This window comes from Mycobacterium sp. NGS34 (assembly GCF_059812845.1).
Map to the genome: position 1 here is coordinate 68103 of NZ_JCALDM010000013.1, position 23542 is coordinate 91644.

20 protein-coding genes are annotated in these 23542 nt (G+C 66.9%); 11 read left to right on the forward strand and 9 right to left on the reverse strand.

Translation table 11 applies throughout. The annotated features are described in order from the left end of the window. Positions 1 to 145: 145 nt before the first annotated feature. Positions 146 to 535, forward strand: a complete 390-nt coding sequence (locus tag AC5Y7V_RS24910; protein ID WP_499882708.1) for a hypothetical protein — start codon at positions 146 to 148, stop codon at positions 533 to 535. Between the two features lie 52 nt (positions 536 to 587). Here AC5Y7V_RS24910 and AC5Y7V_RS24915 read toward each other — a convergent pair whose 3' ends face one another. Then, the gene (locus AC5Y7V_RS24915) at positions 588 to 1397 is read right to left on the reverse strand and encodes an adenylate/guanylate cyclase domain-containing protein (protein WP_499882709.1); all 810 of its coding nucleotides are present in this window, start codon (positions 1395 to 1397) and stop codon (positions 588 to 590) included. An 88-nt stretch (positions 1398 to 1485) separates the two neighbouring features. Here AC5Y7V_RS24915 and AC5Y7V_RS24920 point away from each other — a divergent pair, with 88 nt between their 5' ends. Both AC5Y7V_RS24920 and AC5Y7V_RS24925 read left to right on the forward strand, forming a co-directional pair. Continuing rightward, the gene (locus AC5Y7V_RS24920; RefSeq protein WP_499882710.1) at positions 1486 to 1884 is read left to right on the forward strand and encodes a YchJ family protein; all 399 of its coding nucleotides are present in this window, start codon (positions 1486 to 1488) and stop codon (positions 1882 to 1884) included. A gap of 57 nt (positions 1885 to 1941) precedes the next feature. Continuing rightward, positions 1942 to 3087, forward strand: coding sequence for a zinc-binding dehydrogenase (locus AC5Y7V_RS24925; RefSeq protein ID WP_499882711.1), 1146 nt, complete (start codon positions 1942 to 1944; stop codon positions 3085 to 3087). Between the two features lie 5 nt (positions 3088 to 3092). On the opposite strand, the gene AC5Y7V_RS24930 is transcribed toward AC5Y7V_RS24925, so the two are convergent. The 6 genes from AC5Y7V_RS24930 to AC5Y7V_RS24955 form a co-directional block, all read right to left on the reverse strand. Continuing rightward, on the reverse strand, positions 3093 to 3281 hold the full coding sequence (locus tag AC5Y7V_RS24930; protein ID WP_499882712.1) for a hypothetical protein: 189 nt from the start codon (positions 3279 to 3281) through the stop codon (positions 3093 to 3095). Positions 3282 to 3449: 168 nt separating this feature from the next. Continuing rightward, entirely contained in the window at positions 3450 to 4007 is a 558-nt protein-coding gene (locus tag AC5Y7V_RS24935; RefSeq protein ID WP_499882713.1) for a M15 family metallopeptidase, read from the reverse strand. A gap of 59 nt (positions 4008 to 4066) precedes the next feature. Continuing rightward, positions 4067 to 4954 (reverse strand): cutinase family protein, encoded by an 888-nt coding sequence (locus tag AC5Y7V_RS24940; protein ID WP_499882714.1) that lies wholly within the window; start codon positions 4952 to 4954, stop codon positions 4067 to 4069. Between the two features lie 107 nt (positions 4955 to 5061). Further along, positions 5062 to 9192 (reverse strand): PE domain-containing protein, encoded by a 4131-nt coding sequence (locus tag AC5Y7V_RS24945; RefSeq protein WP_499882715.1) that lies wholly within the window; start codon positions 9190 to 9192, stop codon positions 5062 to 5064. Positions 9193 to 9288: 96 nt separating this feature from the next. Next, the gene (locus tag AC5Y7V_RS24950; RefSeq protein ID WP_499882716.1) at positions 9289 to 10155 is read right to left on the reverse strand and encodes a cyclopropane mycolic acid synthase family methyltransferase; all 867 of its coding nucleotides are present in this window, start codon (positions 10153 to 10155) and stop codon (positions 9289 to 9291) included. 109 nt (positions 10156 to 10264) lie between these two features. Continuing rightward, entirely contained in the window at positions 10265 to 11245 is a 981-nt protein-coding gene (locus AC5Y7V_RS24955) for a glycoside hydrolase family 6 protein (RefSeq protein WP_499882717.1), read from the reverse strand. Between the two features lie 338 nt (positions 11246 to 11583). On the opposite strand from AC5Y7V_RS24955, the gene AC5Y7V_RS24960 reads away from it, so the two are divergent. After that, entirely contained in the window at positions 11584 to 12363 is a 780-nt protein-coding gene (locus AC5Y7V_RS24960) for a hypothetical protein (protein ID WP_499882718.1), read from the forward strand. Positions 12364 to 12487: 124 nt separating this feature from the next. Here the strand turns inward: AC5Y7V_RS24960 and AC5Y7V_RS24965 are convergent, their stop codons facing one another. After that, positions 12488 to 13099 carry a TetR/AcrR family transcriptional regulator gene (locus AC5Y7V_RS24965; RefSeq protein WP_499882719.1) on the reverse strand — a complete coding sequence of 204 codons (612 nt, stop codon included), beginning with the start codon at positions 13097 to 13099 and terminating at the stop codon, positions 12488 to 12490. A 145-nt stretch (positions 13100 to 13244) separates the two neighbouring features. On the opposite strand from AC5Y7V_RS24965, the gene AC5Y7V_RS24970 reads away from it, so the two are divergent. From AC5Y7V_RS24970 to AC5Y7V_RS25000, 7 genes are all read left to right on the forward strand, one after another. After that, complete coding sequence (locus AC5Y7V_RS24970) at positions 13245 to 14351, forward strand: spirocyclase AveC family protein (protein ID WP_499882720.1); 1107 nt, start codon at positions 13245 to 13247, stop codon at positions 14349 to 14351. 35 nt (positions 14352 to 14386) lie between these two features. After that, positions 14387 to 15154 carry a hypothetical protein gene (locus AC5Y7V_RS24975; RefSeq protein ID WP_499882721.1) on the forward strand — a complete coding sequence of 256 codons (768 nt, stop codon included), beginning with the start codon at positions 14387 to 14389 and terminating at the stop codon, positions 15152 to 15154. A gap of 40 nt (positions 15155 to 15194) precedes the next feature. Then, positions 15195 to 15938, forward strand: a complete 744-nt coding sequence (locus tag AC5Y7V_RS24980) for a TetR/AcrR family transcriptional regulator (protein ID WP_499882722.1) — start codon at positions 15195 to 15197, stop codon at positions 15936 to 15938. Between the two features lie 87 nt (positions 15939 to 16025). Continuing rightward, the gene (locus AC5Y7V_RS24985) at positions 16026 to 18689 is read left to right on the forward strand and encodes an AAA family ATPase (protein ID WP_499882723.1); all 2664 of its coding nucleotides are present in this window, start codon (positions 16026 to 16028) and stop codon (positions 18687 to 18689) included. Positions 18690 to 18826: 137 nt separating this feature from the next. Continuing rightward, on the forward strand, positions 18827 to 20017 hold the full coding sequence (locus AC5Y7V_RS24990) for an acyl-CoA dehydrogenase family protein (RefSeq protein ID WP_499882724.1): 1191 nt from the start codon (positions 18827 to 18829) through the stop codon (positions 20015 to 20017). An 11-nt stretch (positions 20018 to 20028) separates the two neighbouring features. Further along, positions 20029 to 21111, forward strand: coding sequence for a spirocyclase AveC family protein (locus tag AC5Y7V_RS24995; protein WP_499882725.1), 1083 nt, complete (start codon positions 20029 to 20031; stop codon positions 21109 to 21111). Positions 21112 to 21120: 9 nt separating this feature from the next. After that, the gene (locus tag AC5Y7V_RS25000; protein ID WP_499882726.1) at positions 21121 to 22611 is read left to right on the forward strand and encodes an MCE family protein; all 1491 of its coding nucleotides are present in this window, start codon (positions 21121 to 21123) and stop codon (positions 22609 to 22611) included. A gap of 171 nt (positions 22612 to 22782) precedes the next feature. Here the strand turns inward: AC5Y7V_RS25000 and AC5Y7V_RS25005 are convergent, their stop codons facing one another. Then, positions 22783 to 23391, reverse strand: coding sequence for a DUF305 domain-containing protein (locus AC5Y7V_RS25005; protein WP_499882727.1), 609 nt, complete (start codon positions 23389 to 23391; stop codon positions 22783 to 22785). Between the last annotated feature and the right edge of the window lie 151 nt (positions 23392 to 23542).

The following is a 23542-nucleotide window of genomic DNA, read 5'->3' on the forward strand; positions in this document are numbered from 1 at the left end:
CGAGGACGAGCGACGCCTATTGGTTGTTGACCGGCGGCTTTCGGCGCTAGAGGCTGTAAGTGTTCGCGCTTTAGGTTCCCGCCAGCAAGCAACGGCGCTTCGCATGGAACGAGGTCAGCTCATGCTTCGACCATTCCTCACGAGCATGGTCACCGTCATAGCGATTGGGGGAACTGCCCTTAGCGCCGCCCCGGCAATAAGGGCCGACCCGCCTGGTCTGAGCGCCGCTGACCAATCCTCCATTGCTGACACGATTAAAAGCTGGATGGTGGAACCGCGATGCGACCTAATGACCGGCGAGTTCCTCGATGAACAGGTGCTGCATTTTTTCCAGGGTGATCCGGTCAAGCAGTGCGACTACTACAAGAGCGTCTTCGTTCCTAAGCAATACGGTCGCGACGACATCAAAGTCGGTGACATCAAAGGAAATACGACAGAGGCAACCGCCGTGTGCGGCGACTTCCAGACCAACGTGACAGCCACATACACGCTCGTGAACAATGGCACAGGCTGGAAAATCGCCAAGGCAACCTAATCACCGACGCGCGCGTAACCAGTCCGACGCGCCTTCGCGAGGGCACGCCCGTTCAGCTCGCGACGGTGATCCGGCGGGCTGTCACGGGTTCGGCCTTGCCCTTGAGGTCAAGCGTGACGACCTCACCCCCGGCGACGGCCGCGATGCGCGCTACGGCGTCTGACATGACGATCTCCCCGCCCGCTGCGACGCTTTGCAGCCGCGACGCGGTGTTCACGACGTCGCCGATCGCCGTGAAGTCGCGGATCTCACCTTCGCCGACGATCCCCACATACGCCGGGCCGACGTCGAGACCGATACCCACCTCCAGCTGTGGCCCCGCGCGCGTGCCGTAGCCCTGGGCTCGCAGTATCGCGCGAGCGTCGCTCACCATCGAATCGACATAGCGCCCGTCGGGCGTCAGCGGCGCGAAGTAGAGGCCCATCACGGCATCGCCGATGAGTTTGTCGACGATGCCATGCTGGACGATCACCTGCGTCAGTTTCGAGTAGAAGCGATTCAGGATCGCGACCATTTCACCGGGTGGCAAGGTCTCGGCCAGCGCGGTCGAGTTGCGGACGTCGGCGAAGAGCACCCCGATCTGCAGTGTCACGCCGCCGCCCGTGGGTGACTTCTCGAAACAGGCCTCACACCAACGGGGGTTCTTTCGCGACGGGGTTTTGCCGGCGCGTCGCATCAGCCAGCCGCCGAATCCCGTATACGGGCTGCCGCAGGCCTCGCACCGCGGGGCAGACGGGAGCCTGGAGAGCATTCGTATACCCCGACGCACCCGGGCGTGCCCGAAGTATTCGAAAAAGCGCGCCCATTCCTCCGCGTCGGCCTGGGCGCCTTCGGGGCGCGGCGGCGTGTGCTCGTGCGGCATCCCTCATTTTCGCACCACCTGGCGCTGATGCTTGACAGCGATCAGTGATGGGTTGTCTGCCGAAAGGGCCGCCCCGCAAGCTGTTGATATGGACGAGCTTCTCGGGCCGCCGTGTCCTTGCGGCAGTGACGATGGTTATCCCGCTTGTTGCGGGCCGCTTCACTCTGGTGAGTTGCAGGCTCGATCGGCAGAGGAACTGATGAGGTCGAGGTATTCGGCATTCGCCTACGGTGACGCCGACTATCTGTTCCGCACGTGGCACCCGCGCACCAGGCCGGTCGAGGTGAGTGTTGACCCGACCATCACCTGGACCGGCCTGGAGGTGGTCGACACCGTCGCGGGTGGCCCGGACGACGATTCTGGCGAAGTGGAATTCACGGCCCGATTCGAGTCCGTGGGCCGCGCCGGCAGCTTGCATGAGCGCAGTCGCTTCGAACGCCGAGCCGGCCGGTGGTTCTACCTCGACGCAGTCAGGGAAGATTCGTAGCCGCCTTTCGTGTTCAGGAACTGAAGGCACACCCCTAACAGGAACGAGGCACCACGCATGGCCGGAGATTTGCCTGACAACGCCCTAGAACTGCGTTCACTGGTGACGTCTGGGGGCACCCTGGAACTGTCGCTGCAGGAGGTTCCGGTTCCCGCCCCCGGTGCCAACGAGGTGTTGGTGCGCGTGGAAGCCGCGCCGATCAACCCGTCCGATTTGGGACTGCTTGTTGCGAGCGCGGACATGAGTACTGCGACGGTCGCTGGCACGCCGGAGCGTCCCGTGGTCACCGCCCCGATCGGACAGGCCGCCGTAACAGCGCTATCGGCGCGACTCGACCAGTCGCTTCCGGTGGGTAACGAGGGCGCAGGCACCGTGGTGGCGGCGGGGGAGTCGGCGGCGGCCCAGGCCCTCGTCGGAAAAACTGTCGCGATTGCGGGCGGCGCGATGTACTCGCAATACCGAGCGATCGACGCTTCCGCATGCTTGGTCCTGCCCGAGGGTGCCACGGCCCGCGACGGGGCGTCGTCTTTTGTCAATCCATTGACGGCCCTCGGGATGACCGAAACCATGCGCCGCGAAGGACATTCCGCCCTCGTGCACACCGCCGCGGCGTCGAATCTCGGCCAAATGCTGGTCAAGCTCTGCCAGAAGGATGGGATACCGCTGGTCAACATCGTCCGCAAGCCGGAGCAAGAGAAGCTGCTGAGGTCGCTCGGCGCAACCTATGTCCTCAACTCGGCATCGCCGTCGTTCTCCACCGACCTCGTCGAGGCCCTCAAAGCCACATCCGCGACGCTCGCGTTCGACGCCACGGGCGGTGGAACGCTCGCGAGCCAGATCCTCAACGGCATGGAGCAGGCGGCCAGCGCGACCGCGGCGGCATACTCGCGGTACGGATCGAACGTCCACAAGCAGGTGTACATCTACGGCTCGCTCGACACCAGTCCGACGGTGCTCACGAGGAACTTCGGGATGACGTGGGGCGTCGGAGGGTGGCTGCTGACCCCATTTCTCCAGAGCATTGACGCCGCGACCTTCGGTCGGCTGCGCGCCCGGGTGGCCGCCGAACTCACCACGACGTTCGCGAGTCGCTACACCAGGGAGGTGTCACTCGCCGGCATGCTCAAACCCGACGCGTTCAACGAATACGTCAAGCGAGCGACGGGAGAGAAGTTCCTCGTGACGCCGCACGCCCTCGACTAGTCTCGTCAGACCTGGCTGGTGGAAAACGGTCGCGTCTCCCGGCCCGCCAAGGCGACGAAGTTGTAGATCGGCGTCGTGTCGTAGGTGTGGTGGGACGCGTTGGGGCCGGCCGCCCAGAACATTCCGCCGTTGTAGATCGCCTCGGTGATGGAGATGATTTCTGCGACCGAGGTGGCCGGGTTCACCAGCTTCAATGCGTCTCGCAGGATCGCGAAATGTTTGGGCCATTGGCATTTTGGACGATGTTGTAGATTTCTCTCTCGATGACGGGCGGCTGCAACAAGGGCGCGATGAGTGGATGGTCCGGCACCCCGGAGGTCCAGACCGACGTGGACAACGGCATCTAACGGTTGCGCTGTCCATTAGCCGGCCGCGTTAGGAAGGAGCGCCGGGCAGTTCCCGGCCGCGTCCGTCGCCAGTTCGAAGTGCCACAGCTCGTTCGCGTAAATCCGGCATAGCCCGAAGCGCGACCCGTTGCCGATGAGCCATTCGTCGGCGCCGGAGCCCCCGACGTCGACCGCCTCGCCCGTGACGTGCTTGGACATCGCCGGGGTCTGCACGTATTGGCGCGCCGCGGCGAGGCTGCCGTAGGTCTGCACGGCATTGTCCAGCAGCCGCTGCTGAAACTCCGGCGACCGCCAGCCCGAGGTGATGGTCATCGTTACGCCATCCGCGGCGGCGGCAGTGGCGGCAGCCTGAATCGCTTTCAACAACGCCGGATCGAGGCGCGCGATCGCCGAGTATTGCACGTCGAATGGCGTCAGCTGGCCCGGGTTTGGCAGGGAACCGTCGCCGGGGTCGGCGGGAGGAGCCAAAGGGACGGTGTGGTCGGCAAGCCTGGTGGGCGGGCCTGGGGGATCAGACGGCGCGAGGAAGCCGAAGACCACGGCAAAGGCGGCGGCCAACGCGACTGATCGCATGCTCATCCTCCGGGCTGTTTCCTGACACTCTACCGATGGGGCATCCGGGGAGCGCCTCGTCAAACCTGGCTGGTGGAAAACGGTTGCGTCTCTTGGCCTGCCAAGGCGATGAAGTTATAGATCGGCGTCGTGTCGTAGGTGTAGTGAGATGCGTTGGGGCCGGCCGCCCAGAACATTCCGCCGTTGTAGATCGCTTCGGTGATGGAGATGATCTCCTCAACTGAGGTGGTTGGGTTCACCAACTTCAACGCGTCGCGCAGGATCGCGAAAATGTTTGGGCTATTGGCATTTTGGACGATGTTGTAGATCTGCGTCTCGATGACTCCCGGGCCCGCCTCGGCCGTCCACGGGTTGGGACCGACGGGAGCGTCCGTGTAGATATCGTTGCCGACGCCGATGGTGTTGACGAAATCGCCCCAGAAATGGGTCACCGGCGAGAGTAGGTGTGGCGCCACGTCCTCCGGCCTCATGCAGGCCGGACCCGCTACGCCGCCGGTGACGACACCGTCCACATCGGCCGGCATCGGCCACCCGGCGAACTGGTTGCCCGAGGCGAACCCCGGCAACCGCTGCGGATTTCCCCAAACACCCACCGCGACAACGCGGTTCGCGATCTGCGGATTCGTCCACGCTATCGTGTGCAGGAATTGACAGACGACGATAGCGCCCTGCGAGTACCCGAGCAGGATGATGGAGTTTTCCGGATACGACGGCACGCCGGCTGGCGGATTGATCTGTGTGCAAAGCCTATTCAGCTCGGCGACGCCGGCGTCCACGCTTGGGCCCATGGGGAACGCGCTGGCCGGGTAGTTCCCGACGGGCTGCCAGTAGAACAGGTCGGGAAACGCGGCCGCCAGTGCGGCGGCGACACCGGCGGGTTGCGGTGGCGCGGTATTCCACATGTCGACACCGGTTCCCGACACGGTCATCACTATGTGCGGCATCATGCACCTTTCAGCTGAAATGTGAACCAGCAGTCAAAGGTGGAGTGCCCAGTCCTCGACAATCCGACACGCAGAAGTCCCGCGTCCAGCGTGCCCGCGAGAGTCTGCCGTTACTTCCAGAATTCGTTCATGGGTTGGGCGTACATGTCGTTGGCGGTGAGCGGTCCCAGCGCTCCCGGCGCCGGACTCAAGGCGTCTTCAATGGTGGCCGTCAGGCTGTACTGGTCGTAGTGGCTGGTGGCGATGAAGTGGCCGGATTGCATCGCCCCGGTCGCGGCGTTGACGGCGCCCGCGTTGGGGATGACGATCATCGGGACGTTGTTGCCTTCATTGCCGATGCCCAGCGACAGGTTGTTGTAGTCCTCGTCGAACGTGATGATGATCGCGTCGTGCTGCGTCGGGTTGGTCCACGTGTTCGAGCCCATAATGGTGGATACCTGTTGCTGGACGAACTGGTCACCGGCCGCGATGTTGTACTGGTGCGTCGTGAGCTGGCTGCCGAGGAAGTTCAGCGCGCCGGTCGGAGTACTGACGGGGCCTTCCATGTTGTTCGACTCGTTGGCGGCTATCCACGTGAATTGCGGTGCCTTACTTGGGTCCATCAGATCGTGGTTCAAATTCCCCAGCGGGAGCAGGTGGGTCGTGAGGTAACCCGGGGTCGGGTTGGCATAGACATAGTTGAACATCGCGAAGGGTAGTTGGTCGACCGCGTAGTCACCCGAGTCGACGATGGTGCCGGGGGCCGGCATGCTCTGTGCGTAACCGGCCCAGGTGACGCCCGCGGTATCCATCTTCGCCATGAGGTTGTTGGTTCCGTAGATGACGTTCGGCGGCGGGTTGACGTCGATGCCGTAGTCCGTTCCGCCCAGGACCCGGAAGTAGTTGGGGTCGCTGGGGTGGCCGAGCGCGTAGTAGTTGTTCGCGTAGCCGTAGGTGCTGATCAGGCTGTTGATGTACGGCGCGTTGGGGCTGCCGAGGATGTCGCCGACGCCGTGGTTCTCCATGTAAATCAGGAACACGTGATCCAGGTGGCCGACGTTGGGGGTCGGTGCGGTGAGCGTCGGCTGGGTGAGGTTCGGATCGCCGACGGTGAACGACAGGTTGTCGGCGAAGGCGTTGTTGTAGTTGCCGAGGACCGGGTTGTGGTCGGCAAAGGTCGCGGTCACCACGGCTTTGGTGGTGCCCACCGGGATCGTCCCGGAGACGTCGCGCCCCTGGAATCCGGTGATTCCCAAGCGATCCAGCGACGTGACCGACGTGGTCGTGCCGGTGCCCAGAACGGCCCCGCTGTTGTTGAGGAAGGTGACCTTCAGTGAGGCCGCGGACGGGTCGCCCAGGTAGCCGCCGAGCATTCCACTCAGCGTGTACGGCGTTGTGCCGGTGTTGATCTTGCCGGCCGCGGCGCTCAGGTCGACGATTTGGCTCATGGTCGACGTGGCCACGGGACCGCCGCCACCGAAATTGCTGCCGCCGCCGGGGGGCGCGGCGCCGGGGAAGCCCAGGAAGCCGGGCAGGTCCGGGATGGAGAAGGGTCCCGGATAGCCGCGCGGGGTGCCGTAGGCGATGATCGTCGGGGTGCCGCTCACCGTCCAGCCCGGGATGGTGACGCCGCTGTAGCCCGACCCCGACGGGTCGGCCGTTTCGAAGCCGGGGTTGACCAACAGGTTCGGGCTCATCGGCAACCCGGGGATCCCGTTGCGGCCGAGCAGCACTCCACCGCCCCCCACGGTGCCGGGGCCGCCCAACAGCCCGGCGCCGGCGTGGCCGCCGTTGCCGCCGTTGCCGCCGACGCCGACCAGGATGGAGCTGCCCCCACTGCCGCCCTGGCCACCGCTGAAAGGCGAGGCGAGGGCGACGTCCGCGCCGGCCGCGCCGGGACCGCCGTTGCCCACCAGCGACCCGCCGTTCCCGCCGTGGCCGCCGTTCCCGCCGGGGCCCGCCGCGGCGAATCCGCCGGGCCCGCCGGCCCCACCGGAGCCCACGAAGCCGGCGCCGCCACCGGGTCCGCCTTGGCCGCCCGCGAATGGGCCGACGGTTGCGCCCGACGTGCCGCCCGCGCCGCCGGCCCCGCCGGAGCCCACCCAGCCCGCGGTGGCGCCGATTCCGCCGGGCCCACCGGCGCCGTTGGTGCTGGATCCGCCGGCCCCACCGGCACCGCCGCTGCCCGACAGCGGGCCGCCCGCCCCGCCTGTCCCGCCGGCCCCGCCGGCGCCCTGACTGCTGGAGCCGCCGTCCCCGCCGCCGCCGCCTGGACCGAACAGCGAGCCGCCGCTGCCGCCGGGCCCGCCGGCCCCACCGTCGGATTGGATGGACGCTCCGCCGACCCCGCCGTTTCCGCCGCCGGCGCCGAACAGCCCACCGAGCGGCCCGCCGGTCCCGCCTGCCCCGCCCGCGCCGGGGCGCAAACCACTGGTCAGCTGACCGGTCAACCCACCGGGGCCGCCGACCCCGCCGGAGCCCAACAACCCGCCGGCCCCGCCGGTTCCGCCGCTGCCGCCGTTCCCGTCGGCTCCCACGGCGGCGCCGACGCCGCCGGCCCCGCCGGGACCGCCGTTACCGAACAGCCAACCGCCATGGCCCCCCATGCCGCCGGCCCTGCCGGGCCCCGAGGCCCCGAACCCGCCGGCGCCGCCGACCCCGCCGCTGCCCAACAGCCCGGCGGCGCCGCCGATCCCGCCCGGCAGGCCGTTTGCGCCGGAACCGCCGGCCCCGCCAGAACCGAGCAACCACCCGCCGGGCGCCCCGGGGGCCCCGCTGCCCGCGGCGCCCGCGGCGCCGTTGCCGATCAGCGCGCGCCCGGTCAGCGCCACGCTGGGCGCGTTGATCACGTTGAGCGCCGCCGCCGGCATCAACACCCCGTTGGCGCCGGCGGCGCCGTTGCCGCCGGCGGGCGCACCGAGCCCGCCGGTCCCGCCGGACCCGCCAATCCCGAGCAGCACCGCCCGGCCCCCGGCCCCGCCGATCCCGCCGGCAAAACCGGCGGCCTGTGCGCCGGCCCCGCCGGCGCCACCGTCGCCGGCCAACAGGCCGCCGGCGCCGCCGGTCCCGCCGGCCCCACCGCCTCCGGCGGACGCGAACCCGCCGGCCCCGCCGGCCCCGCCGAAACCGATCACGCCCGCGTCACCGCCGGCCCCGCCGTGGCCGCCGGTGCCGCTGCCAAAGTTGTTGCCGCCGGCGCCGCCCGAGCCGGCCGAGCCGAGCAGCCAGCCGGAGTGGCCGCCGGTCCCGCCGGCCCCGCCGTCGCCGCCGAAGCCGGTGCCGCCGACGCCGCCCGGACCGCCGTTACCCACCAGCAGGGCGCCTGCGCCGCCCGGCCCGCCGGCCCCGCCGGCCCCCGTCGCGCCCAACCCGCCGGTGCCGCCGGCACCACCGGCCCCGACCAGCATGCCGCCGGCACCGCCGGCACCGCCCGCCCCGCCGGTATCCCCGGCCCCGCCGACCCCGCCGGCGCCGCCACCGGCGCCAAGCAGGCCGCCGAGCAGACCGCCGGCCCCGCCGGTCCCACCGACGCCGCCGGTTCCGGCCGACGAGAACCCGCCGACCCCGCCGGGCCCGCCGGCGCCGAACAACCCGCCGGCCCCGCCGGTCCCGCCCGCGCCGCCGGTCCCGGAGGCGAAGCCGCCCGTCCCGCCGGTCCCGCCGGTGCCCAAGAGCCACCCGCCTTGCCCGCCCGGACCACCGGCCGCGCCGGTGCCGCCGGCACCGCCCGCCCCACCCGTGCCGATCAGTCCCGCCGGCCCGCCGGCCCCGCCGGGGTTACCTGCCGCGCCAGACCCGCCGGCGCCGCCAGAACCGAGCAACCACCCGCCGGCCCCTCCGGGGGCCCCGGTCCCGGGGGTCCCGGGGGCGCCGTTGCCGATCAGCGGCCGGCCGGTAAACGTCAGGCTGTATGCATTGAACGTGTCCAGCAGGTTCCGTTCCACGGCCTGTGGGCCGGGAAGCCCCAGAAACGCCGCGCTGGTGGCCTCGGCGGCCGCATAGGAGCCCGCGCCGCCGCTCAGCGCCTGCATGAACTGCTGCTGAAACGCGACGGCCTGCGCGCCCAGCGTCTGATACGTCTGCGCATAGTTGCCGAACAACCGCGCGATCGCGGCCGACACCTCGTCGGCGGCCGCGGGCGCAATCCCCGTGGTGGGCGGCGCCCACGACGCCGTCGCCTCTTTGATCGCCTCCCCGATTCCGCTCAAATCCGCCGAGGCCGCGGCCAAGGCCTCTGGTGCTGCGATCAGGAAAGTCGACATTTTCGACTCCCATCAAGTTCAACGGGGAGACTCGGACCGCTAACTCTATTTAATGAAACCCGGGAATGTGAAGCCCTTCTGGGCGCGACACGACGACTATTTCCGCAGGGTGAATTGGTTGAGGTCGGTGTAGCCCTTGCGGAAGAGGTTCGCGCAGCCCGTCAGGTACTTCATGTACATGTCGTAGACCTCTTCGGACTGGATCTCGATGGCCTCGGCTTTGTGCGCCTCGAGGCCCGCGGCCCAGACGTCCAGGGTCTTGGCGTAATGCCGCTGCAGCGATTGGCGGCGCTTCAGCTTGAATCCGGCCTTCGTCGAGAACTGCTGCACCATGTCGATGGTCGGCAAAAAGCCGCCCGGGAAGATCTCGGTTTTCATGAAGTCGCTGAATTCGACGATCGCCGGAGTGAGCGGCAAGCCGGACTCGATGATCTCCTTTTCCGACAGCACGGTGATCGTGTGCAGCAGCATTGTGCCGCCGCTCGGCAACAGCTCGTAGGTTCGTTCGAAGAAGGCGTCGTAGCGGTCGTAGCCGACGTGCTCGAACGGGCCGATCGCCAGGATCCGGTCCACCGGCTCGTGAAACCGCTCCCAGCCCTCGAGTAACACCTTCTTCGAACGCGGGCTGTCCGACTCCGTGAACAGCTGCTCGACGTGGGCGACCTGGTTCTTGGACAGCGTGATGCCGACGACGTTGACGTCATATTTCTCGATGGCTCGCATCATGGCCGCGCCCCACCCGCAGCCGAGGTCGAGCATCGTCATGCCCGGCTGCAGGCCCAGCTTGCTCAGCGAGAGGTCGATTTTGGCGATCTGCGCCTGCTCCAGGGTCATGTCGTCGGCGCCGAGCCAGTAGGCGCACGTATACATCTGGGTGCGGTCGAGGAACAGGCGGAAGAAGTCGTCGGAGAGGTCGTAGTGGGATTGCACGTCCTCGAAATGCGGCGTCAGCTCCTCAGCCATCGTTCTGGTGCTCCAATCCCTGTGCGGCTAGGGGTTTGTGGACCGATCCACCCGAGGTGACCGTCGCTTGAGGTTACGACGACGCCCGTCGTCCTCGCCAGAGATGCGGCTAGCCCCCCGCGTGGGCGAGATCGATGGCGTACTGGTTCACGAAGGTGCCCGCCGGCGGATCACCCTTGTCGCACGTTCCGTCGGATTCCCCGGGACGCTTGATCCACAGGTAGGCGTCGGCGTGCGCGCCCCCGGTGGCGGCGGTCGGGGGAGTGCCCAGCCCGCGCCCGCTGGGGTTGCACCAGTTCAGCCCGGAGTCGGGCGCCGGCCCGGCGCCGTTGCGCGACGTGTCGACCACGTAGTGCGACCCGTTCGTGAGCCCCGAAATCGCCTCGCCGTAACCGATCTCGTCGCCCGTGGTGTAGAAGTTCGCGGTGTTGAGGCTGAAACCGCGCGCGCGGGCGACGTCGACCTTGTTGAGCCGGGCGGCCATGTCCTCGGCGCTGTGCCAGCGCAGGTGACCGCCGTCGACGTAGACGGCCGTGCCCGGGCTGCGTGTCAGCGTGTCGACGGCGTAGCGAATCAGGTCGTAGCGTTCCTGGCGCTGGTCGGCCGAGAGGCAGTCGGCCATCGCGAGGGCGTCGGGTTCGAGGATGATCGCCGTGCGGGTGCCGCCCACCTGGGAACCGATCCCGTCGATCCACCCGCGATAGTCGTCGGCCGACCCCATGCCGCCCGCGGCGAAGCTGCCACAGTCGCGGTGCGGAATCCCATAGATCGCCAGAACCGGGATGGCGCCGGCGGCCGCCGCGTCGCCGGTGTACTTCGCGACCGTCGATGCGGACGAGCCCGGGACGATCCAGTAGGCCTGCGGCGTGTTGGCGATGGCGGTCAACTCAGGACTCGGCGGATCGGCGTGCTGCGCGGCGCGCATCGCAGCGGAGTTGGGATTGACGTAGAAGGGCATGCCGGCCAACGGATTGGCGTCGTCCGCCAACCGCACCGCCGGGTCGACGAGTTGGCTCGAGCCGACAACGGCCGCAACGGTGAGGAGAGGGGTGATCCAGCGCGCGACTGCGCCGGCAGCTGAGAACGTCACCCCAGGAAAATTAGCGCATTGGCCACCCGTCGCCGACGGCAGGTGACGGCGCGCTGGGCTCTGCCGGCGTCGGCGGACCTTGTCTCGTGTTGTTTCGGCGAGTGCCGCATGGCCGAGCTACGGCGGGGCGCTTGGCCGAAACGTCCATTCGCTCGCCTGCCGGCGTCGATGGGTAATTCGGCAGCGTGATATGCGATTTAGACGCTAGAAACCCAAGCTAGCTCTTTCGATTCCTGCGAACGATCGTTATGGTGTGTGAAGCACGGCACATCGCGTCTTGCTTGCGATGCGCCGCGCCACGGATGATCGATCGACCGCATCGTTTGGGAGGGCAACTGATGACTTCGTCTACGACATCGCCGCCGCACAGCACTGTCGATAACCGCGGCCACTTCTCCCTGGCGAGCCAGCGCGCGATCCTGTGGTGGGGTGTTGTTCTGGCCATCGTCTACGGGCTCGCCTTCGTATTCCTGTTGCAGCAGTGCCCGTTGAAGAGCCCGCAGTGGTCGCCCGAGCAGGTGGCGCAGTGGTACGTGGACAACGCGACCAAGGTCAAGTGGGGCGCGGTCATCTGCAGCTGGACCGGGTGCTTCATGATGCCGATCTGGGGCGTGTTCGCCGCACAAATGGCCCGCGTGGAACCGGGGCGATGGAAGGTGTGGAGCGCCCTCACCCTGGCCAGCGGCACCTTGATGTCGATCTACCTTGCGCTTCCGCCGATGATGTGGGGAGTGGCGGCCTACACCGCGCCGCGGAAGAACTCCGAAGTGACGACCCTCATGCACGAGCTGGCGTCTCTGACGATGACGACGACCGACCAGGCGTACATCTTCGCCTGGATCGCGGTCACGGTGATCGCCCTGCGGCCGGCTACCCAGCGGATCAAGAACAACCCCTTCCCGCGCTGGTGGGCCTACGGCTCGCTGTGGATCACGTTCATGTTCGAGGCCGGCGCGTTCGCCTTCCTGCCCCGCACCGGCCCGTTCGCCTGGAACGGGCTCCTGGTGTTCTGGTCGCCGTTCGTACTGTTCACGATTTGGATCATCATCCAGAGCAACCTTTGCTTCCGGGCCATCCGAGCCCAGCGCGAAGACCCCGACGAGAATTACTTCGCCTAGGCCTTTCAGCCCCGTGACCGTGCGTGTACGTGCGGCGCCGCGCGGTAAATTCCGTACATCTGTGCACGCCCGCGCCACAGGGTTGCGGAATACGGCTTAGACGAGGGCAGCCGCCGACGCCGAATCACGACGGACGGCCGGTGATGCCGTGAGTGACCATCATGGTCATCTCGTGGATCATCCGCTCTTGACTGGGCCGCCGGACGCCGGCCGGCACCACCCAGTCCTCGAGCAGCACCGCGCCCATGACCATGGCGGCCACCGAGGCGATCGTCGCCGGCGGGTCCAGCCGTGTCAGGTCGCGTTCTTCGGCAATCTCGAGGCCGACCTCCTGCACGGCCCGGACGCCCTCGCGGATGCGGGTGCTGATGGCGACCGCGGATTCGTGCAAATCGTTTTTGGGGTCCGCCCGAGCTTCCATGAGTTCCTGAAACAGCCTGCGGTCCTGGCGCACCAGGGTGAACAGCCCGCGCACGAGGCTCTCGGCGAGGTCCTGGACCGAGGACTCGGCGGAAAACTCGCGCCATGACGTGATCCACCCGTCGATGAACTCGGTGAACGGTTCCAGCACGGTCATCTCGAACAGGCGTGCCTTGGAACCGAATTGGCGGAAGAGGGTCGGCTCGGCGATTCCGGCCATGAGGCAGATCTGCTTGGTCGTCGTCGCTCGATAGCCGTTTTCGGCGAAGAGCTGGTGCGCGGCGGCGAGCGTCCGGGCCCGCGCACGATCGCGCATAGCCGGCTTCGCGAGGGAATCTGGCCGCATGACGGGAGATTCTATGCGAATTGATCGCATGCCAGCGGTGCCGCCCACAGCGTGTAAGTGGCACTTGCATATCTGAGCCTAGGCGGCTCATAATGTTAGTGCCACTTTCATCATGATGAAGGTTCGGCGCGTGCCGGCTACGAAGGGACCAGATGTGGCGACCATTCACCGTGGTGACGTCGCATCGGGGGGCTCGCTTGACGACCAGCGGGTCCGGTCGCCGCGGGCTGTGTTGTGTTGGGGGAGCGCGGGTGTCGTGCTTCTCGCCTTCCAGGTTGTCGTATTGGCCAGATGGGCGTTGGGCCCAAACTTCACTCCGACGGACCCGGGTCGCGACGCGCTTCCGGAGTGGAAGGCGGTGGTGTTCACCGCCCTACAGATCGCTGTCCCGGCCGCCGCGGTGCTGTTGCTCTATCTTTGGGTGATCCGGCCGTGGCGGCGCCATGGATTCCTGACCACCGACGCGATGATCGCGCTGGCGGCGTCGACGGTGTTCTTCTGGGACATGGTCATGAACTACACGTCGGTCACCCTGTTCTATAACTCGCATCTCATCAACCGGGGCGCTTGGGCAAACGGTGCGTGGCCCACTTGGACCAGCCCGCGTGCCAACAGGTTGCCCGAACCGCTGCTGATAGTTCCACCGGCGTATACCGCCCTGGTTTTCTCGCAAGTGATCGTGATCCTTTGGCTGGTGCGCAAAGTCAAGGCGCGCTGGCCGCGCGTCGGCGTTGTGGGCATCGTGCTGACCATCGTTGTCGGCTTGACGCTCACCGATACTTTCGTCGAGGGGGCCGTGTTGCGCACGGGCGTGTACGCCTATCCGGGCGGCATCCGCGCGATCACCCTGTTCGCGGGTCAGACGTATCAGATTCCGCTGTCGGAAACCGTTCTCTTCGGCGGCTTCTCACTCGGGGCCATCGCTTGCCTGAGCTATTTCCGCGACGACCGCGGTCAGACTGTCGTCGAGCGCGGCATCACCACGCTCAAGGTGGGTTTCAAGGGCAAGCAGGCGGTCAAATTCTTCGCGATTTATGGAGCCGTTCACCTGGGTTTCGTTGTGCTCTATATGATTCCGCAGCAGTGGTTCGCCACCCATTCGGACCCGTTCCCGGCCGGATACCCGTCCTACATGGTCAACGAGATGTGTGCCTCCGGCGCCGACGGTCACACCTGCCCCGGGCCGGGCGTCCCGATGCCGAGGCCCCCGAGCCATCCGTGACTTGCCGACTCCCGCCCACCACGATTGGAGATGCCATGCGCGCCGACGGCTTTAACCCGCGGATCCTGAAGATCTGCGCCTACACCGGGATCGCTTTCGCGTTCTTTTGGCCGTTCGCGGCCAACGTGGTGGCTCATGGCCAGTACATCCTGCCGCCGTCGGCGGCCGACCCCGCCACCAAGGTGGTATCGGAATACCTGGCGCACACGACGGGTATCCGGATCGCGACCGTCATCTTCATTTTCTCGAGCATCCTCTACACGACGTGGAGCGCGAGCATCATTCAGATGGTGCGGCTGCGGGAGCGGCAGTGGCCGATTCTGTTCAACATCATGCTGATCTCGGTGGCCTGCGAGGTCGTGGTGGTGATGTTCATCGGATTCTTCTTCGGCGCGGCCTCCTGGCGGCCGGGGGAGACCAGCCCCGAAGTGACACAGGCGCTGAACGACCTGGGCTGGCTGGGCGTGTTGTTCACCGGCGCCCCCTTCGCGCTCTTCCAAATTATGCTTGCGGTGAGCATCTTGATGGATCACAGTGCGCGCCCGGCGTTTCCGCGGTGGTCGGCGTACTTCAACCTGTTCTCCAGCTTCTTCATGTGCGAGGCCAGCCTTCTACTGTTCTTCAAAACCGGGCCGTTCTCCCAGAACGGAGTCCTGGTCTTCTATGTCCCGATGATCGTGTTCTTCACCTGGATCGTGGTGTTCACCGTGCTGACGGTGCGTGCCATCAACGCCGAGGCCGCCGCGCGAGAGCCGGCGACAGCTACGCCGGAGCCCCTGACGGACGCCGTCGCCGCTCGTTGAGCAGACAAAAAGAAACTAAGTGTTACTAGACTTCCGCCCTGTGGGCATCGTGTGGGATTCGCGCCAGCCGACCGGCGACGTTCGGACCTCAGAAGGCGGCGGTCGATGCCAAAATGACGGGGTGTCGAGTAAGCCAAAGGTCGACGGTCAGCCGGTGGCACGCGGCGAGGGAAGGCGTTTACTCCTGGAATCGGCCCGCGCCCTGTTCGCGGAGCGTGGTTACGCAGGCACGAGCACACGGGAGATCGCGCGCGCGGCGTCCGTGACGGAGCCAATGATCTTCCGGCATTTCGGATCCAAGGCGAAACTGTTCGAGGAAGCCGTGCTGGCCCCATTCAGCACCTTCGTGTCCGAATACATCGCCGACTGGGCCGCGCGCCCACGTGGCGTGAAAAGCCCGTATATGGAGGCGCGCGACTTCTATCGCGGGGTGTACGACGTGCTGACGGAGAATCGGCGACTGATCCGAGAGATGATCGGTGGCCATGCAACGGGTTCACTGGCGGCCGACACCATGTCGACGCCGCAGCTGGGCGTGCTCCTCGAACGCTTCGAGGAATTCATCGAGCGCGAGCGCGATGCCGGCGGGTTCCGTGACTTCGACCCCGCGGTCATGACCCGGCTGATGTTCGGGCTTGTGTTTTCCGTTGCGATATACGGGGACTGGATGTTTGAGGGCGCAACCCGCCCCCGCCCAAGCGTCGAGGCTTTCATCGACGAAATGGCACGTCTGACCATCTATGGCGCTTATCCGGAGGGCGTCGGGCCACCTGCGGCACCGTGAGCGACGCTTAGCAGCGGCAGCCGCTCGTTAACCGCCGTTCACGAATAATAAGGGAATCCGCCTGTGCCGCGGCCCGGTCGTCGTATCGTGGGCGACGTGCTCACGGTTTGGCCCTTCGTCGGACGCGCGCAGGAGCTGTCAGAAATCGAGCGCGTCCTTACCGAAGGTCTGTGCAGCGGTGTGGTGCTCGCCGGCGTGGCCGGTGTGGGTAAGACCAGGTTGGCGGTCGAGGCGCTCGCGCTGGCTGAGCGCCACGGATTCGCCGCGATGCGAGCGACGGCGACCAACACCGCGCGCGGTATCCCCTTCGGGGCGGTGGCGACCATCCTTCCGCTGTCGACGCATTCATCCGCGGTGAACGATCGTGCCGCAATGATCCATCGCGTGTCTCAGGCGCTGGTCGAGCGCGTGGCGCCACGGCGGCCCGCCTTGCTGGTCGACGACGCCCACCTCCTCGACGATGCGACCGCGACACTCGTTCATCAGCTCGCGAGCTCGGGCGCCGCGTTCGTGTTGCTGACCGTGCGGTCGTCCGAGCCCGTGCCCGACGCGGTGCTCAACCTTTGGAAAGACCGGCACGCTGAACGCATTACGGTCGAAGGTCTCGGCCCGGAATCGGTCGGAGAGATCCTTGGCGCGGTGCTTGGTGGCCCGGTCGATCATGGGCTGGTGCGACGACTGGTCGCGCGTACTCGGGGAAACGTGCTGTTCATCCGGGAACTCGTGTTGGGTGCGGTCGAGGACGGTAGCCTCCGCAACGACGAAGGCCTTTGGCGCCAGGTGCGTGGCATCAGGCCGTCGGAGCGGCTGGTGGAGCTGGTGCAGGCGAGGCTTTCGCTGTTGAGTCCGGCGCAGCGCGCCGTGCTGGAATTCTTGGCCTTCGGCGAACCGCTGGGATCCGAACTGTTGCGTGTGCTCGCCGAGCCGGAGTCGATCGAGGAGCTCGAGCGCCGCGGCCTGATCGTTAGCGAGGTGTGTGACCGGGGACTGCAACTGAGACTGGCGCATCCGTTGTATGCGGACGTCGTTCGCGCGAGAACGCCCGCCATCCGGACCGTCTCCGTCGCCCGTGCGCTCGCCGAAGCGGTCGAATCCGCCTGTGAAACTGATGATCTGCGGCGCCCGGAAGACACGCTTCGGATCGCTACCTGGCACCTCGAGTGCGGAGGCGGGTCCTCCGCGCTGATGCTCGAGGCGGCCCAGGCAGCGCGTGGCAGTTATGACTTCGACCTTGCCGCCCGGCTCGCCGAGGCCGCCGTCGAACGTGGCGCCGGCTTCCCTGCGCGACTGTTGGCGATACAGGTGGCGGCGTTGCGCGGACGCGGTGTGGAGGTCGAGCGCAACCTCGAGAAGCTCGCCGCGATCGCGAGAACCGATGCCGAGAGGGGAGCCGTCGCACTGACCCGGCTCGACAACGTCGCGTTCAGCCTCGCGAAGATCGACGACGCATTGCGGCTGGCGGAGGGCGCCGAGGCGGAGATCGCCGATCCGGCGTGGAAGGACGAGGTGCGCGCTCGGCGGGCCAGCCTTCTGTTGGTCGCCCCCTCGGGTGGTCCACGAGCCGCCGTGGCCGCGGCCGCGCCCTTGCTCGAGCGAACCACCGGCAGCGCCAAAGTGTGGGCCTGCTTTACCGTGTCGTGCAGCCTTACCCGTGTCGGCCGCATGCACGAGGCGTTGCACTGGGCGCACGAAGGCGCCTCCGAGCACCTGAAGCTGCAGCAGCCCATCGAGTGGCATCCGTGGATCCATAACTACAGTCGCGGCGAAGCCCTGGCTCAGCTCGGCCGGCTGCATGAGGCCGGCGCGCTCGCCGTCGAGCAGTACGAGAAGGGCATCGAGGAACGGTCGGTTGAACGCCAGGCCTTCTTCGCCTGGCAACTCGCGACGCGGGTGGGGGAGCAGGGCGACGTCCGGTCGGCGGTTCAACGCTGCCGGGAGGCCCGCGCGCTCTACGAGCAGCTCGGCCGGCCATTCTTCGTCCGGCACTGCCTGGTTCACCTGTCGCTCGCGCTCGCCCTCGGAGGCAGGGCCGACGACGCGGTCGATACCCTGACGGGCCTGGATGCGATGGACCTTTCGCCCCGGTTGTTCGCCTATAGCGGCGACCTGCTGCAGGCCCGGGCGTGGACCGCCGTCGCACAGGGCGATATCAAGGCCGCCCGCGACTTTCTCCAGGAAGGGCTGACGGTCGCCGAGACCACCGGTGATCTCATCGGGCAGGCCACCGCCTTGCACGGGTTGGCGCGCCTGGGGCAGGCCAGGCGCGTCGCGCCCCGCCTCACCGCGCTCGCCGGCGAGATCGAAGGCGACCTCTTCGCCGGCCGGGCCGCCCATGCCAGGGCGCTGGGCCGCGGCAACCCCGACCGGCTCCACGACGTGTCCGAGGTCTTCGAGGGCATGGGCGCATATCTGCTTGCCGCGGAGGCCGCGGCGGCGGAGGTATCCATCCGAAGGCGAAGGGGTGACAGCCGAAAAGCCACCGCCGCCCGACGCCGCGCCGACGCCTTGCTACAACGCTGTGACGGGGCGGTTGTGCTCGGTGTCGGCGGGTTGGGCGACGAGACCGCGCTTACCCCCGCCGAATTGCGGGCGGCGATGCGAGCCGTAGTGGGGTGTTCAAACAAGCAGATCGCCGAGGAGTTCCACCTGTCGGTGCGGACCGTCGAGCATCAGCTGCAAAGTGCCTACGACAAGCTCGGCATCTCCCGACGGGACGAGCTGGCCGGCGTGCTGCCCGCCCCGACACACTGACGGCCGCCGTCGGCCGATTTGGGTAGTGGCTACCCATGCGCGCGCATATCTCGCGCTGGTTGCATCTCCGCTGTCGGCATGCCCGCCTTGACCCGGCTGCCGCGACAACTCCCATGCCGAGACGAATGAGGTGCCAAGTGACCGCCACGAACGAAATTGTTTCCCCCGCCGTCGAAGTGGACGACGTTCTCATCGGAGCGGCCGAGGCGCTGATCCCTCAACTCGCCGCCCGCGCCGACGATGCGGAGCGCCAGGCAGGCCTGCCCGAGACGACGATCGGCGAGCTCGACGATCTCGGAATCCGCCGGATGGCGCTGCCCAAGAGCGTCGGTGGCCTGGAGGCCTCGCCGAGGACCATCGTCGGCGTGACAGAGGCGCTGGCCCGCGGGTGCGCCTCGACGTCCTTCATCAACACCGTGTACACGGCCGCGGCGTATCTGATCTGTCAGCTGCCCGATCCCGGTTGGCAGGCGTTTGTCGCCAGCGACAACCCCACCTCCACGATCACCGTCAACCCCGGCGGCACCGCGGTTCGCGAGGGAAGCGGTTATCGGGTTTCCGGCAAGTGGCCGTTCGGGACTGGCCAGCAATACTCCGGCTGGTGCTTCGCCGCCGCGCTCATCGAGGGCGACGGCGACGTCCCGGATGCGGGCTTCTTCCTCATTCCCCGCCACGAGATCGTCCCGCTCGACGACTGGAATGTGACCGGCCTGTGCGCGACCGCGTCCAACACGCTCACCGGGCAAGACATCTACGTTCCGGAGGAGCGGGTGCTGCGCATCGGCGACTTCCTTGCGGGACGGTCGGATTCCAGCCTGGTCCGCGACAACCCGTACTACCAGCATCCCGCCGCCGCCTTCACGCTGGCCTGCTTGCCCGGCACCCCGCTGGGCGTCGTCGCGGCCGCGCTCGAAGTCTTCCGCAGTCGCGTCGGTAAGCGCGGCATCACCTACACCTCCTACCTGAGGCAGGCCGATGCCGCACTCACCCATCACCAGATAGACACCGCAACAATGAAATTGGATCAGGCACGGTTCCACGCCGAGCGCCTTGCCGGCACCGCGTCGCGGCGCGCGTCCGACTTGGACATCGAGACCCGCGCCCGCTGCCGCGCAGACACCGGATGGACGGTTCGCCTGTGCCGCGAGGCCGCGGACGTGATTCAAGCCGCGTCCGGCGCGAGCGCCATCCACCGCAAGGACGCGCTTCAGCGCATGTTGCGTGACATGCAGGTGATCTCCGTTCACTCGCTGCTGTTGCCGACGACCAACTCCGAGGTCTACGGGCGCGTGCTGTGCGGCCTGGACCCCGACACGGCGTTCCTGTGAGGTAGGGCGCGATGACCATGACCGACGAGCCGCTCGGGATCCGCGAGCCCGCGCGCCTCAAGCCGCGAACGCCATCGTGGGGCTGGCCGCAGTGGCTGGCCGTGGCGGCCGTGCCGTTCCTGTTCCTCGAGGGTTGGACGCTGATCGCCTGGCTGATGGACGGGCCACACCAGGTGACCATGTACCGCGGCCACAGTCACGGCCTTGAGTGGTGGGGAGCCCGCATCACGGAGGCGGCGGTCATCGTCATCTCCGTGATCGTGGCGACCAAAGTGGTGCGCGATTGTCTGCGGCAACGACGGATCCTCACCTTCGACGTGATGCTCTGTGCCAGTACGGCATTGATGATCTGGGGTTGCGGCGGCCTGAACGTCTTCCAGCCGAACTTCGTCTACACCTCGGAGTTCGTGAACCTCAACGACCCGTGCGGCCACCTGCCGTTCGTGGTGAACCCCGACTGCGGCCGCCTTCCCTTCCCGCTGATCTTCCTCGGCCTGCTGTTCACGTTCGGATTGCCGGGCATCGCCATGCTGGCCAACGTCGTCGTCGTCCGCCCGGCGCGGCGCCGGTGGCCGGAGCTGTCCAACGCCAAGCTGTTGGGATTGATACTGGTCTTCACCGCGGTGATCTCGCTCGCCGAGCCGCTGGCGATCATCCCCTTGCACCTGTGGAGCTACCCGGGGGGCCCGTGGGCGATTCGCCTGGGTGGCGACGCGTGGCGCTGGCCCATCTTCCCCGAATACTTCGTCTTCATCCTTTTCGCGGGCCTGCCGGCAGCGCTGCGCAACCTTCGAGATGACCGGGGCCGCAACGTTCTCGAACGCGGCCTGGACCGCTACCGGCCCGGCGTGCGGACGCTGATCATCTTCCTCGCGACCTACACGGCGATCCAATTGGTGCTGTGGATTCCGGGCACCATGCCCGACTGGATCCTGGGATGGCGGGCAACCGAGTGGGCCAAGTTGCCGCTTTCGGTCAACAACGGGCTGTGTGATCAGCTCGGGGTTATCGAAGGCACGCGATACGGACCCTGCCCCGGCAGCCCTGGCTACCGGATGCCTGTGAGTGGCTCACTTCCCGGCAAGTCACCCTAGGCGGCCGACGTGCGCCTCGATCGGCGAACCATCGTCACCTTGGCGGTCTTTGCGGTGATCTCGATGGTCGCTGCGGGGATGGTTGGGTTGTATTACGCGCAGCTGCCGGCGGTGTATCTGGGGATTGGCCGCTACACCGTGAGGGTGGAGCTGGATCGGGCGGGGGAGTTGTACCGTGCCGGCAATGTCACCTATCGCGGGGTGGAGGTCGGCAAGGTGTCCAAGGTGCACCTGACGAATGCCGGTGTCGAAGCGGTGTTGTCGTTGCAGTCGGGTGTCGATATTCCGGCGGATCTGATGGCGCACGTGCATAGCGCGTCGGCGATCGGTGAGCAGTATCTGGACTTGGTACCACGCAGCGGCAACGCGCCGTTCCTCAAGAATGGCGATGTGATCCCGGCGGATCGCACTTCTGTTCCACCGAACATCAATTCGTTGTTGGCCGCGCTGAGTCGGGGATTGAATGCGATCCCGCGCGCGAACCTCAAGACGGTGGTCGACGAGTCCTATCTGGCGGTGGGCGGGCTGGGCCCGGAGCTGTCCCGGTTGTTTGGTGGGAGTGCCAAGCTGGCCAGCGGGGCGCGTCAGAACCTGGATGCGATCACCACGTTGATCGATGAGCCCAAGCCGATCCTGGATAGCCAGATCGATTCCTCGGACGCGATCCAGGGCTGGGCGTCTCACCTGGCCGGCATCACCAGGCAGCTGCAGGTCGCTGAACAAAACGATGCGGCCTTCAGTGCTGTGTTGCGTGACGCCGGCCCCGTCTTGGATTCGGCGCGGCAGCTCTCCGATCGATTGGAGCCGTCGCTGCCGGGTGTGGTGTCCAATTTGGTGCCGGTGGGCGATACCGCCTTGGCCTATCGCGACAATCTCGAGGCGCTGTTGGTACAGGTGCCCCAGGTGGTGGCCGATTCGCAGGCCATCCAGTTGGCGGACAAGGATCTCAAGGGTCCCTATAAGGGTCTGGGGTTGAGTTTTAATTTGAATTTGAACTGGCCGCCGCCGTGCACGACGGGGTTTTTCCCGGCCCAGCAGCAGCGTTCGCCGGTGTTCGAGGACGCTCCGCCGCGTCCGCCGGGGCTGGTGTATTGCCGGATCCCGCAGGATTCGACGTTCAATGCGGTGCGGGGGGCGCGCAACTATCCGTGTGAGACGCGGCCGGGCAAGCGGGCTCCGACGGTCACGCAGTGTGAAAGTGAACAACCCTACGTTCCGCTCAACGACGGGTTCAACTGGAAGGGTGACCCCAACGCGACACTGACCGGACAAGGTGTGCCGCAGTTCGACCCGGGGATGCAGATCCCCGCGGGATTTCCCGGGGCGCCACCGGCCGCGCCGGGCCAGGCGCCTCCATCGCCCATCGCGGCGGCCGACTACGACCCAGCCACCGGAGAGTACGTCGGCCCCGACGGCCAACGATACGAACAACCCACCCTGTCCGGCAGCCCCGGCAACCAGCGAACATGGCAACAAATGCTCACACCCTCCGGTAGTTGACCACGCCGTTAGCGTCCGTTCACCGCCTGGACACAAACCGTCGATGCTCACGGCGGGGAGCGGCCAACCCAACGGCCGGCCAGTTGCTGCCGGGAGGCGACCGAGCACGCACCCACTCGAAGAATCAGTGTCGTGTCGACGCTGCGGTGAATGACCGCGTGCAACCAGCGCTTAGCCTGCCAAGAGCTGTTGCATCTGGTCGATCTCGGCCTGGCGTGCCTTGGCGATCTGCCTGGCAAGGCTGGTTGCGTCCACGTTCTTTCCACTCGTGACTTCGGCGTTGGCCACCTCGATCGCGCCCTGATCGAGACCGATCATTGACTTCAACCAGAGCGTGTCGAATTCCGGGCCACGCAGCGACGCCAGGTTCGCCATCGTGCTGTGATCGATCGTTCCCCCAGGTGTGCCACCGGGCCCAGCTTCGCCGGGCTTGTCGCCCTGACCCTCCTTCCACTGCGCCCGGAGAGCCTTCAGCACCTGTGTGTCCACCTCCAGGGCCGATGCGGTCTTGGCCGCGAAGCTGACCAGTTCGGCGTTACCGGACCGATCCGGGACCAGCCGCGACACGCTGACCCCCTGCTCCTCGAGTGCGGTCATGTTGTTCGCGAACGCGACATCGGCGGCGTTATTGGCGGCCGGTTCGCCGGTGATGAGTGGCTTCTCGTCTGCTCCAGTGGGATGGGCGTGGTCACCAGAAGGCGAGCCGCTACAGGACGCCAAGAGCAACGCGGTAGACCAGGCCGCGAGAGCGACGGCGATTCGGACGGTGAGCGACGGCACGGCGCCAGCGTAGTGGATATCGCCATTCCCTTCCCTTCATCCAGTTGTCGACTGCAAGCCCCACGGCAACGGAATTACCAACCCGTAGATTTTTTACTCACGCGTCAAATTGCGACCTGCGTTGTGGTCCAACTGATTAGGGCCAGGAATT